The sequence below is a fragment of the Microbacterium yannicii PS01 genome (assembly GCF_000304335.1).
Taxonomy (GTDB): Bacteria; Actinomycetota; Actinomycetes; order Actinomycetales; family Microbacteriaceae; genus Microbacterium; species Microbacterium yannicii_A.
The window spans coordinates 71,656-84,083 of the sequence record NZ_CAJF01000001.1 but is presented as its reverse complement, the minus strand read 5'-3'; the positions used below and the strand labels follow the sequence as shown (position 1 = coordinate 84,083).

The following is a 12,428-nucleotide window of genomic DNA, read 5'->3' as shown; positions in this document are numbered from 1 at the left end:
GCGGCCGAGCGTCAGCGGCCCCAGGCCTCGAGCCAGCGCAGCCAGACCTCGCTGAGCGTCGGGTACGACGGCACCGCGTGCCAGAGTCGATCCATGGGCACCTCGCCCACGATCGCGACGGTCGCGGCGTGGAGGAGCTCGGCGACGTCGGGGCCGACGAACGTGGCCCCGATCATCACCTGGCGCTGTTCGTCGACGATCGCGCGCGCCTGACCGCGGTAGTGGTCGGCATGCGTGCTCGCTCCGGCGACCCACGAGAGGTCGTAGTCGAGAACCCGGATGCCGATGCCCGCCTGGCGTGCGGACGCCTCGGTGTGCCCTACCGACGCCACTTCGGGCTCGGTGAAGACGACCTGCGGCACGGCGGAGTGATCTGCGGTGGCCACGTGCTTCCCCCACGGCCGGTCGTCCACGTCACCTCCGCGAGCACGCACGGCGATGACGTCGCCCGCGGCGCGCGCCTGGTACTTGCCCTGATGCGTCAGGAGCACCCGGTGGTTGACGTCGCCCACCGCATAGAGCCAGTCGAACCCTCGGACGCGAAGGGTGTCGTCGACGTCGAGCCACGCGCCGGGCTCTCCGCCCACGTGCTCGAGCCCGACATCCCCGGTGCGCGGGACGCGCCCGGTCGCCACGAGGATCTCGTCCGCACGCACCTCCGACCCGTCCGACAGCGCCAGGACGACCTGGCCCGCATCGTCGCGCTCGACCCGCTCCACCTGCACACCGGTGCGCACGTCGGCTCCGGCATCCGTCAGCGCCCGTGCCACCGCCTCACCCGCGAACGGCTCCACGCCGCCCAGCAGTCCGGATCGCGCGATGACGGTGACCTGCGTGCCGAACGATGAGAACAGCGTCGCCATCTCGCTTCCGACGACGCCCCCTCCCAGGATCGCCAGCGACGCGGGAACCTCGCGCACCCCGGTCGCCTCACGGCTCGTCCACGGCTGCGCGTCACGCAGACCGGGGATGTCGGGCAGGAGGGCCGCCGTTCCCGTCGCGATCGCGACCGCGTGACGCGCCCGAAGCGTCGTCTCGGTGCCGTCCGCGTGGGCGACCGCGATCTCGCGCTCCGCGGTCATGCGCCCGTGGCCGCGAACAAGATCGATGCCGGCCGAGGCGAGCCATTCGGCCTGCGAAGAGTCGTTCCACTCGTGCACGACGGCATCTCGCCGCTTCAGTGTCGCGGCGACATCCACGGTGCCCGTGACGGCCTGCGCCGCCCCTTCCACATCGCGCGCGGCCCTCAGCGCCGAGCCCGCGCGCAGCAGTGCTTTGGACGGCATGCACGCCCAGTACGAGCACTCTCCGCCGACGAGCTCGCTCTCCACGATGACGACCGACAGGCCGCCCTGCGTCGCCCGGTCCGCGACGTTCTCTCCGACCGGGCCGGCTCCGATGACGACGAGGTCGTACTCTCGTGTGCTCATGGCGTTCACGGTACTTGCCCGGGCCGCCCGTGACGAACGGCAATCCGCCGGGAGCCGGGCGCCGAACATCACACAACGGTCACACCGTGTCAACATCCGGCCAACTCGGGCGCGATGTCGGTGAGGTGTGGTTTTCTGGGAAGCCCGCCGAAAGGACAGCATGGCGATCGAATTCCGCGCGGTCTCGAAGCGGTTCGCCGACGGCACGCTCGCGGTCGACGACTTCAGCCTCATCATCCCGGCTCACAAGACGACCGTCTTCGTCGGATCATCAGGGTGCGGCAAGACGACGCTCCTGCGCATGATCAACCGCCTCGTCGAGCCGACGGCAGGGCAGATCACGATCGACGACGAGCCGATCGCGGATCGCGACCCGGTCACGCTGCGCCGCGGGATCGGCTACGTGCTGCAGAACGCGGGCCTGCTCCCCCACTTCTCGGTCATCGACAACATCGCGACCGTTCCGGTGCTGTCGGGCGTTCCGCGCGCGCGTGCGCGCGAGCGGGCGCAGGAGCTCATGGATGTCGTCGGCCTCGACCGAGCGCTCGCGCCGAGGTATCCCAGCCAGCTCTCGGGCGGACAGCAGCAGCGCGTCGGCGTGGCACGGGCACTCGCGGTCGATCCGAACATCCTCCTCATGGACGAGCCGTTCGGCGCCGTCGACCCGATCGTGCGCGCAGAGCTGCAGACCGAGACGCTGCGCCTGCAGGAGGAGCTCGACAAGACCATCGTCTTCGTCACCCACGACATCGATGAGGCGTTCCTGCTGGGCGACCAGGTCGTGATCCTGGAGAAGGGCGCGCACATCGCCCAGGTCGGCACGCCGAGCGAGATCATCGAGAATCCTGCGAGCGACTTCGTCGCCAGCTTCATCGGGGCCGAACGCGGCGCACGGGCGCTGCACCGCAAAGAAACGGAGCGCGGCACCGTCCTGGTCGACGGCGCCGGACGCACCCAGGGCGTCCTCGTGGAGGACACCGCGTGAACTGGGTCCTCGACAACCTCGACCTGATCGGCGAGCTGACGGTGGATCACCTCCGTCAGAGCAGCATCGCGATCATCCTGGGGTTCGTCGTGTCCCTGCCGATCGGCTGGGCCGCGTTCCGCTACACGAGACTGCGCGGGCCGGTCCTCACGGTGGTCGGTCTGCTCTACACCATCCCGTCCTTCGCGCTGCTGCCGGTGATGGCAGTCGTCATCGGGTTCCCGCTCCGGTCCGAGATCACGCTGATCGCCGTTCTCACGGTGTACGCGGTCGCGATCATGACGCGCTCGGTCACGGACGGCCTGGCTTCGGTGAACGCCACCACCCGCGGAGCCGCGGTCGCGGTCGGCTTCGGCCCGTGGCGCAGATTCTGGACCGTCGACTTCCCGCTCGCCGGCCCCGTGATCATGTCGGGACTACGGGTCACCGCCGTGTCGACGATCTCGCTCGCCACCGTCGGGGCGATCGTCGGGGTGACCAACCTCGGCTATCTCTTCACGAACGGGTCGCAGCGGCGGATCATCGGCGAGGTGCTGGCCGGTGTCGTCGCGGTCGTGGTCATCGCTCTCATCATCGACCTGCTGCTCGTCCTGCTCGGCCGCGTGCTCATGCCGTGGGTACGGCGCACCGCACCGCGGCAGGCGAGAAGACGGGCAGCACGTCGAGGGGCGGTGACAGCGTGAACCTGTTCATCGACGCGATCGCGTGGATCTTCTCTCCCGAGCGGCTGACCGGATCGCTCACCCTGCCTCAGGCCATTCTCCAGCACCTGGCCTTCACGTTCTTCGCGGTGCTCATCGCCGCCGTCATCGCCGTCCCTCTCGGCTGGCTCATCGGCCATTCCGGGAAGGGGCGCGAGATCGCCGTCTTCCTCTCGGGAGCCGCCCGGGCGCTGCCCGCGCTCGGACTGGTGGCGCTGCTCGTGCTGCTGATCGGCGTGACGCTGAAGACCGAGGCGGCGATGGTCGCTTTCGTGCTGCTCGCGATCCCCTCGATCCTCGCGGGCGCCTATGCCGGCATCGAGGCGATCGACCGGACGGTCATCGACGCCGGCCGCGCGATGGGAATGACGCGCTGGCAGATCCTGTTCAGAGTCGAAGTGCCCCTCGGGTTGTCCCTTCTCATCGGCGGCTTCCGCTCCGCGTCGCTCCAGGTGGTCGCGACGGTGACGATCGCCGCCTACTTCGGCCTCGGCGGCCTGGGCTATTTCATGATCAGAGGTCTCGCGACTCGCGACATCGCCGAAGTGCTCGGCGCGTCGATCGTGGTCGTCGTGCTCGCCCTGGTGCTCGACGGCGTCTTCGCCGTCCTGGCGCGCATCGCGGTCCCGCGCACCGAATCGCGACGCACGCGACGATCTACTCTGCCGCGCGCCCGTCCTGCCGTCCCCGAACCTTCCTGACCCCACCACAACACCGGAGGATCCGAAATGCCCATCACACGCACACGACTGTCGCTCGCGCTCGGCGCGACCGCTGTCGCCGCGCTCGCGCTCGCCGGATGCGCCTCGAGCGACCCGCTCGAGAGCGGCGACGCGGGCGGCGACACCGAGGAGTCGTCGGCCATCGTCATCGGCTCGCAGGCCTACTACTCCAACGAGATCGTTGCCGAGATCTACGCGCAGGCGCTCGAGGGCGCCGGCTTCGAGGTCGAGCGGGAATTCAACATCGGCCAGCGCGACGCCTACATGCCGTCCCTCGAAGACGGCTCGATCGACCTCTTCCCCGAGTACACCGGCAACCTGCTGCAGTACTTCGACGAGGCGGCGACCGCGACCACGTCCGACGACGTCTACGCGGCCCTGCAGGAGGCGCTTCCCGAGGGCCTGACGGTGCTCGATCAGTCGTCCGCGACCGACCAGGACTCGTACAACGTCACGGCGGAGTTCGCCGAGCAGAACAGTCTCTCGTCGATCGGCGACCTCGCCGGCGTCGAGGGCCTGGTGCTCGGAGGCGCACCCGAGCTCGAGGAGCGTCCGTACGGTCCCACGGGCCTGCAGGAGGTCTACGGCGTCACCGTCGCCTTCGAGGCGACGGCCGACACCACCGTCGACGAACTCGTCGCCGGCAATATCCAGATCGCCAACGTCTACAGCGCCGACCCGCGCATCGAGACCGAGAACCTGGTCACCCTGGAAGACCCCGAGGGTCTCTTCCTCGCCTCGAACGTGGTGCCGGTGGTAGGCGCCGATGTCGCGGACGAGATCGCCGACGTCATCAACGCGGTGAGCGCGGCCCTGACACCGGAGGGCCTCGTGGCGCTCAACGTCCAGTCGACCGAGGAGGAGCGCTCGTCCGAGGACATCGCCGCGGACTGGCTCGCCGAGAACGACCTCGCCTGACGGTGAGCCCGTGGGGGCGCTCGTCAGCGCCCCCACGGCCACGTCGTCGTCACACGTCACCTCGTGCTACGCTGGCGATTGCCCATTCGGGTCTCCGCGTCGAATGCACTGCCTCACTGTGGAGAAGCAGACCGCCCGACGTCCGACCGCCGCAGCACAACCGGCCCCTCCTCTTCTCCTTCGACTTCCCGCGCTAGAGCCTCAGAGCCCGCGCATCTTCTCCTGAAAGACCTCTTGACCTTCGTCACCCACACCACCTCCCCGTCGCGCTCGATGCTCGACTGGCGCCAGGCCGACGACGACGTCTTCGTCGCGACCAGCGCCGGCGAGTACGCCGGGTTCGTCGGCGTGACCCCGCGCGGCTATGAAGCCCACGGTGCACGCGGCGAGCACCTCGGCCTGCACGCGACCCGCGACCTCGCGAACCGAGCGGTGGCAGCCGTCGCCACCCGGCTCGCGCCGGCACCTGCGCGCACCGCGCACCTCACACGTCCGTTCCGAACACGTTGGAACGGCGCCCCTGGTCGCTCACGCGGCCCGAAAAGTAAAAGGAAAGACACGATGGCCACTGGCACCGTGAAATGGTTCAACTCCGAGAAGGGCTACGGCTTCATCGCTCCCGATGACGGCTCTGCCGATCTCTTCGCACACTTCAGCGCGATCACCGGTGAGGGCTTCAAGGAGCTCCGCGAAGACCAGAAGGTCGAATTCGACGCCGAGCGCGGTCCGAAGGGCATGCAGGCAGCCAACATCCGGCCGCTCTGATCCCCTCGTCAGCCCGGGACGGCATTGGCCGTCCCGGGCTGACGCATGTCCGGGCACCGATCTGGTGACCGACGGCATGCCTGACGAGTGCCTGGGAGTACCGGTGTATTCCGGTCGCCTCATGTGAGGGGGCGTAGCGTGGGACTCAGCGATCGGCACCCGCCTTTGGCTTCCCGAGGCCAACGCGGTCCCCGATCGAAACCCAGGTTCCCTCATCTCTTCCACCACCCTCGAGCCTCGGCTCGGACCTGTGCGGCAGACATATGCCGGCACTGCGGAGTTCCCCCCGATCACCCGCGCGTACACCGACGTCTCGCAGATCGTGCGCGAGACCGGTCTGCTGCGCCGGACCCCCTGGTTCTACGGCATCGTGGGCACGGTCATCGCCCTCGCCTTCGCGGGCTGTGTCGCCGGATTCATCCTTCTGGGCGACAGCTGGTTCCAGCTGCTCATCGCCGCTGCGCTGGGCATCCTCTTCACCCAGGTCGCGTTCCTGTCGCACGAGGCCGCGCACCGCCAGATCCTCTCCTCCGGTCCCGCCAACGACCGCCTCGCCCGCATCCTCGGCAACGCCGTCGTCGGCATGAGCTCCTCGTGGTGGACCACCAAGCACACGCGTCATCACGCCAACCCCAACCGGGTCGACAAGGATCCCGACATCGAGATCGACACGATCTCGTTCCTCGAGACGGATGCCGCGAGCGCGCGCGGACTGCGCCGCTTCATCACGCAGCGCCAAGGCTGGCTGTTCTTCCCGCTGCTCACGCTCGAGGGGCTGAATCTGCATTTCATCGCGTTCCGCCACCTCTTCAGCCGCGAGCCGGTCAAGGGCCGCTGGGTCGACCTCGCGATGCTGGTCGGGCGCTTCGCCGTCATCTGGACGCCGGTCTTCCTGTTCCTGCCGCTCGGCATGGCCTTCGCGTTCCTCGGCGTGCAGCTGGCCGTCTTCGGGGTGTACATGGGCGCCTCGTTCGCGCCGAACCACAAGGGGATGCCGATCATCGCGAAGGACGCGAAGCTCGACTTCTTCAGCAAGCAGGTTCGCACCTCGCGCAACATCTCCGGTGGATGGTGGGCGACCTGGATCATGGGCGGCCTGAACTATCAGATCGAGCATCACCTCTTCCCGAACATGCCCCGCCCGCACCTCGCCCAGGCGCGTGAGATCGTGCGCGATCACTGTCGCACCCTCGACGTGCCCTACGTCGAGACCACCATGTGGAAGTCCTACGGCATCGTCATCGACTACCTCAACCGCGTCGGGCTCGCCGCCCGCGACCCGTTCGACTGCCCCGTCTCGGGCCAGTACCGCCGGGCCTGATCCTCACCGTCTGCCCGCCGGCGCGGCGAGCAGGCTGGCTTCGCCGCGGGCGCGCCCCGAGGTAGAGTTCCGGGTGTCGCGGGCACCGCGGCATCCCACTCTTCCCGCCGGTGAGCCGGCCCAGCGCAACGGTGCGCTCGTCATCCGAGGAGCCTCCGTGTCTGCCGTCGCCCCCGCGCCCGATCCCGCCGGTCGCTACCGCATCGAGCCGACCGTCCGGCAGGCGCTGCGGAGCCCCCGCCTCCTCACCCGCGAAGTGGTCGCCGGCCTGGTGGTCGCCCTCGCGCTCATCCCCGAGGCGATCGCGTTCTCCGTGGTCGCGGGCGTCGACCCCCGGGTCGGCCTCTTCTCCTCGTTCGTGCTCGCTGCGGTCATCGCCTTCACGGGCGGGCGTCCCGCGATGATCACCGCCGCTGCGGGCGCGGTCGCGCTCGTCATCGCGCCCGTGGCCCGCGAGTACGGCGCGGACTACCTCATCGTGACCATCGTGCTGGCGGGGCTCATCCAGATCGTGTTCGCAGCGCTGGGGGTGGCGAAGCTCATGCGCTTCATCCCCCGCAGCGTGATGGTGGGATTCGTCAATGCGCTCGCGATCCTGATCTTCGTCTCGCAGCTGCCGCAGCTCATCGATGTGCCCTGGCCGGTGTACCTCCTCGTCGCGGTCGGGCTCGGCATCCTGTTCGTCTGGCCGAAGATCACGCGAACGGTCCCGGGTCCGCTCATCGCCATCGTGCTGCTCACGGCGGCCGTCGCGATCTTCGGAATCGCGGTGCCGGATGTCGCCGATCAGGGCGAGCTGCCGCGGAGCCTGCCCGAGCTGCTCATCCCCGACGTGCCCCTCACCTGGGAGACCCTGCAGATCGTTGCTCCGTTCGCGGTCGCCGCAGCCCTCGTGGGCCTGCTCGAATCGCTCATGACCGCGAAGCTCGTCGACGACATCACCGACACCCACTCGCGCAAGACGCGTGAGGCCTGGGGTCTGGGAGTCGCGAACATCGCCTCGGCGTTCTTCGGAGGAACGGGCGGCTGCGCCATGATCGGCCAGACGATGATCAACATCAAGACATCCGGCGGTCGCACCAGGATCTCGACCTTCATGGCGGGCGTCTGGGTGCTGGTGCTGGTCGTCGTGCTCGGCGACATCGTCGGGATGATCCCCATGGCCGCGCTCGTGGCGGTCATGATCCTGGTGTCGTTCTCGACGTTCGACTGGCACAGCGTCCGCCCGTCGACGCTCAGGCGAATGCCGGTGAGCGAGACGCTGGTGATGGTCGTGACCGTCGCGATCACGGTGTGGACGCACAACCTGGCGATCGGCGTCGTGGCCGGCGTGCTGACCGCGATGGTGCTCTTCGCTCGGCGCGTGGCGCACTTCACCTCGGTGACGCGCACGGTCACGCTCACCCACGATGGTGAGGTCGCGCAGTACCGCGTCGACGGAGAGCTGTTCTTCGCGTCGAGCAACGACCTGACGACGCAGTTCGAGTACGCGACCGATCCACCGCGGGTCGTGATCGACATGTCACGCTCGCACATCTGGGATGCCTCGACCGTGGCCGCGCTCGATGCGATCGTGACGAAGTACCAGCAGCATGGCATCGTCGCCGAGCTGGAGGGCATGAACGACGCCACCACCGCGTTCCACCGCCGGCTGAGCGGGGGCCTCTCCGGCGAGTGAGGCGCCTCATCGCGCCGTCGGACACCCCCGTTATCCGGGCAGCGGCCTGCGGTCAAGGGGGTGGGTTCGGGCGCGCGCGACGACGATGCTGGAAGAACAGACACCGGCCGGCCGAGGTCCGTCCTCGCCGGCGAAAGGAGAAGCCATGAGCCAGATCATCGAGAGCATCGACGTCGACGTGCCCGTCACGATGGCCTACAACCAGTGGACCCAGTTCGAGAGCTTCCCGCACTTCCTCGACGAGGTCGAGTCCATCACGCAGATCGACGACACGCACCTGCACTGGAAGGTGAAGGTCGGTCCGTTCACGCGCGAGTTCGACGCCGAGGTCACCGAGCAGCACCCCGACGAGCGGGTCGCATGGACCAGCATCGGGGGCGACACGGCCCACGCCGGAGTCGTGACCTTCCACAAGCTCTCCGACACGTCTTCGCGGGTGACGGTGCAGATCGACTGGACCCCGACCGATGCCGTCGAGAAGCTCGGCTCGCTGGTCCGCGCCGGGACGCACGCCGTGAAGAAGGACCTGAAGAACTTCAAGGAGTTCATCGAGAACACCGACCGCGAGACCGGTGCCTGGCGCGGCGACGTCGAGAACTGATCGCTCGCCTCACGCCACGGCGACACGAAGCGGATGCCTCGGATTCGAGGCATCCGCTTCGTCGTCCGTCAGCGCGCCGCCCTGCCGCGCCATGCGCCGTCGCGGGCTGGAGGCCGCGGTCGGTCGGCGTGATCGAGGGCAACCGGATCGTGATCGAGACCGGCCTGCGCCACCGCGCTTAGCGGACGGATGCCTCGGCGCGGCGGACTCGCCCACGGCGGACGAGCACCGCGACAGCACGCCAGCCGACCAGGGCGATCAGCAGCGTGACGGCCGCCACGATGACGAACGGCAGGGCCGTACCCTGACCGGATGCCGCGCGCAACAGCATGCCGCCGACCAGGGTCGCCGCCCACACGCCCAGCCCCGTGCGCACAGGGGCCGAAGGAGCCCGCCACGCGAGCGTCACCAGCCAGCCGCCGGCGAGGCCGGCGAGGAACGGCCACGCCGTCTGCCACAGCCCCGACCAGACGTCCGAGTCGTGGCTGGCGCGGCCGGTCGCGGCGAACGCGATGATCAGCACGGCGTCGAGGACGGCGGCGAGAAGGATGGCCGCAAGTCCGGCGCGGTGGGCTGCGTCGGGCATCAGGCGGCCTCGGCGCGCGGCGCCAGTCCGGGAGTGAGGGCTTCACGCTCGTCGAAGACGAAGCACTCCCCCGTCCAGTGATCGCCGCCCACGTGCTCGAAGTAGCCGAGGATCCCGCCGTCGAGCTGGAACGCCTCGACGCCCTCTTCGCGCAGGTAGAGCGCCGCCTTCTCGCACCGGATGCCGCCGGTGCAGTAGCTCACCACCGTCTTGCCCCGAAGTTCCGCCGCGGCGGCGGCAGCCGCATCCGGAAACTGGGTGAACCGCTCGAGGCGCCAGTCCAGCGCCCCTTCGAACGAGCCGTAGTCGACTTCGAAGGCGTTCCGCGTGTCGAGCAGCACGATCTCGCGGCCGTCGTCGTCGCGACCTCGGTCGAGCCACCGCCGCAGGGTGGCCGGCGAGACGGCGGGCGCCCGACCGCCACCCGGGCGGATCGTCGGGTGATCCATGCGGATGATCTCGCGCTTGACCTTCACGAGCAGCCTGCCGAAAGGCGTGGCGGTCGACCAGCTCTCCTTCGCCGTGAGTCCGGCGAAGCGAGCGTCCCCGCGCAGCTCTTCGAGGAAACCGCGCACGTCGGCAGCCCCGCCGGCGAGGAACAGATTGATTCCCTCCTCGGCGAGCAGGATCGTGCCCTTGAGCTCCGCCGCGACGGCACGCTCGCGCAGCGTCGTGCGCAGATGCGCGGCATCGTCGATTCGGGTGAACAGGTACGCCGAGACGTTGAGAACGGATGCCACGACCTCTAGCGTACGTGGCGCTACTCGACATTGACCCCCAGGTCAAGGGGGTCGCTCGACGCGAGAGCGACGTGGATGCTGGTCATCTTGCCGCACGGTGGACCCATGCCGGCGGACCGATGGGAGCAGCGATGACCGATCCGACCCCTCCGCCGTCCACTCCGGGTGAGATGCCGTCAGGCCCCGGTGGACCCGGAGCGCCGGGCTCTCCTGATGCGCCCTCGCCGTCGCCGGCGACGGCGCCCCCCGGTGGACCGGTCGAGCCGTCCGCGCCGTACCCGGACGAGCCGCTCGCGCCGAACCCCGAAGAACCGACTTTCCCCCAGCCGCCGGAGACCCCCCTTCCCTAACGCCCCGGTGGCGCGAGGCGGAGCGATCGTGATCGGTTGCTCCGCCTCGTTTCTACGTCCGAAGCCCGGCACCTCGGCCCGGTGCCGACGTCACGGCTGAGGGTGCGGCATCCGGGCGAGCCGCATCTCGACGTCTCGGGCGGCGGCGACCGCCACGGCCTCGCCGAACATCGGCCCGATCAGCTGCACGCCCGAGGGCATGCCATCGGTGCCGAGCCCGCTCGGAAGAGCGAGCGCGGGAAGTCCCAGGAAGTTCGCCGCCACCGTCAGCCGCAGATCCCGCCAAGCGTGGTCGGCCGGCTCCCTGCCGCCCAGGTCGTAGTCGGGCTCGCGCATGCGGGACGCCGACACCGGCCCGAGGACGAGCGGCACCTCCACCTGCAGTCGTCGCCAGTCTGCGGCGATCACCGCCCGGCGCGCCCACGCCTGCGCGTACTCCGTCGCCGTCTCGTACGGCCTCGCGGCGGCGGTGCTGTCGCGCAGGAACCGCGTGGCCGACCCGCCGAGCGGCGTGCCGAGCACGGACGGGTCGAGCGAGATCAGCATGTCGGTGCACGACAGCCGGCGCCACAGCACCGCCGCCTCTTCGAGAAGCGGAGCCTCGACGTCGACGACATCCCAGCCCGCATCGGCGAGGGATGCCGCGGTTCGGGCGATCCCGGCGGCGACTTCCGGGTCGACCCCGTCGCCCACCGGGTCTCGCACGACTCCGACCCGACGAGGTACGTCCTCGGGCTGCACATGCGGAGCATCCAGCGACACAGGATCGTCGGCATCCCATCCGCTCAGAACGCGGAGGGCGAGCTCGAGGTCATCGACACCCCGTGCGAGCGGTCCGTTCACCGAGAACTCCTGGAGGGTGAGCGCGACCGGGTGCCGCTCGACGGCCGCGCGGGGCACCCTTCCCCTCGAGGGACGCAGACCGTACACCCCTGCGGCGTAGGCGGGCAGGCGGAGCGATCCGCCGAAGTCGTTGCCGAGGCCGATCGCGCTCATCCCGGTCGCCACCGCGACGGCGTCGCCGCCGCTCGAGCCTCCGGCGCTGCGCGCGGCATTCCACGGATTGACCGTGCGTCCGAAGAGGTCGTTGTCGGTGTCCCACCGCATCCCGAAGTCGGGCATGTTCCCTCGCCCGATGGGCACGGCGCCCGCCTCCCGCATGCGCCGCACGATCGTGGCGTCGCGATCGGGGACCGCGTCGGCGAACCCGCGCCACCCGTTCGTCGTGGCCGACCAGGTGAGGTCGATGTTCTCCTTCACCGAGATCGGCACACCCGCGAGCGGACCGGGGTCGTCTCCGGCGGCGACGGCCGCGTCGACCGCGTCGGCAGCGGCCCGCGCCCGATCTGCGAAGACGACGGTGAGCGCGTGCAGACCCGGATTGACGCGGGCGATGCGATCCAGGTGCGCGTCGACGACCGCACGCGCCGCCACCTCTCCGCGGCGGACGGCGGCCGCGATAGCGGTGGCGGAGACGATCTCGTCGGGAAGGGCGAGGTCGGAAGGCGGTGCCGGTTCGGATGCGGTCATCTGTCCCATCCCACCACGTCGCCGGGTAGCACGTCATCGGGGGGAAGGCAATCCCCGGGCCTGCGACTCGGGTCCTCGGTAACTTTTCACACATCCCCACG

12 protein-coding genes are annotated in these 12,428 nt (G+C 69.6%); 8 read left to right on the top strand and 4 right to left on the bottom strand.

Features of this window, described 5'->3' with window-relative positions; all coding sequences use genetic code 11:
• Positions 1–11: 11 nt before the first annotated feature.
• Positions 12–1,430: a dihydrolipoyl dehydrogenase family protein gene (locus tag WYM_RS00405; protein WP_026059429.1), complete on the bottom strand. Its 1,419-nt coding sequence runs from the start codon at positions 1,428–1,430 to the stop codon at positions 12–14.
• A 160-nt stretch (positions 1,431–1,590) separates the two neighbouring features.
• Here WYM_RS00405 and WYM_RS00400 point away from each other — a divergent pair, with 160 nt between their 5' ends.
• The 8 genes from WYM_RS00400 to WYM_RS00365 all read left to right on the top strand — a co-directional run bounded on the left by WYM_RS00400 (position 1,591) and on the right by WYM_RS00365 (position 9,121).
• Complete coding sequence (locus WYM_RS00400; protein WP_019178840.1) at positions 1,591–2,415, top strand: ABC transporter ATP-binding protein; 825 nt, start codon at positions 1,591–1,593, stop codon at positions 2,413–2,415.
• Positions 2,412–3,098 (top strand): ABC transporter permease, encoded by a 687-nt coding sequence (locus tag WYM_RS00395; protein WP_019178839.1) that lies wholly within the window; start codon positions 2,412–2,414, stop codon positions 3,096–3,098. Before WYM_RS00400 ends, WYM_RS00395 begins: the two co-directional genes overlap by 4 nt.
• Positions 3,095–3,817: an ABC transporter permease gene (locus WYM_RS00390; protein ID WP_019178838.1), complete on the top strand. Its 723-nt coding sequence runs from the start codon at positions 3,095–3,097 to the stop codon at positions 3,815–3,817. The genes WYM_RS00395 and WYM_RS00390 overlap by 4 nt, the downstream gene beginning before the upstream one ends.
• Positions 3,818–3,844: 27 nt before the next feature.
• Positions 3,845–4,756 carry an ABC transporter substrate-binding protein gene (locus WYM_RS00385; protein ID WP_019178837.1) on the top strand — a complete coding sequence of 304 codons (912 nt, stop codon included), beginning with the start codon at positions 3,845–3,847 and terminating at the stop codon, positions 4,754–4,756.
• Positions 4,757–5,317: 561 nt separating this feature from the next.
• Entirely contained in the window at positions 5,318–5,521 is a 204-nt protein-coding gene (locus WYM_RS00380; protein WP_026059428.1) for a cold-shock protein, read from the top strand.
• Between the two features lie 250 nt (positions 5,522–5,771).
• The gene (locus WYM_RS00375) at positions 5,772–6,842 is read left to right on the top strand and encodes a fatty acid desaturase (RefSeq protein ID WP_019178835.1); all 1,071 of its coding nucleotides are present in this window, start codon (positions 5,772–5,774) and stop codon (positions 6,840–6,842) included.
• A gap of 157 nt (positions 6,843–6,999) precedes the next feature.
• Positions 7,000–8,520, top strand: coding sequence for a SulP family inorganic anion transporter (locus tag WYM_RS00370; protein WP_019178834.1), 1,521 nt, complete (start codon positions 7,000–7,002; stop codon positions 8,518–8,520).
• A 145-nt stretch (positions 8,521–8,665) separates the two neighbouring features.
• On the top strand, positions 8,666–9,121 hold the full coding sequence (locus WYM_RS00365; RefSeq protein ID WP_019178833.1) for an SRPBCC family protein: 456 nt from the start codon (positions 8,666–8,668) through the stop codon (positions 9,119–9,121).
• Positions 9,122–9,299: 178 nt separating this feature from the next.
• On the opposite strand, the gene WYM_RS00360 is transcribed toward WYM_RS00365, so the two are convergent.
• The 3 genes from WYM_RS00360 to WYM_RS00350 all read right to left on the bottom strand — a co-directional run bounded on the left by WYM_RS00360 (position 9,300) and on the right by WYM_RS00350 (position 12,327).
• On the bottom strand, positions 9,300–9,707 hold the full coding sequence (locus tag WYM_RS00360; protein ID WP_019178832.1) for a DUF3054 domain-containing protein: 408 nt from the start codon (positions 9,705–9,707) through the stop codon (positions 9,300–9,302).
• Positions 9,707–10,447 carry a sulfurtransferase gene (locus WYM_RS00355; RefSeq protein ID WP_019178831.1) on the bottom strand — a complete coding sequence of 247 codons (741 nt, stop codon included), beginning with the start codon at positions 10,445–10,447 and terminating at the stop codon, positions 9,707–9,709. The genes WYM_RS00360 and WYM_RS00355 overlap by 1 nt, the downstream gene beginning before the upstream one ends.
• Before the next feature lie 440 nt (positions 10,448–10,887).
• Positions 10,888–12,327, bottom strand: a complete 1,440-nt coding sequence (locus tag WYM_RS00350; protein ID WP_237739257.1) for an amidase — start codon at positions 12,325–12,327, stop codon at positions 10,888–10,890.
• Positions 12,328–12,428 lie beyond the last annotated feature (101 nt).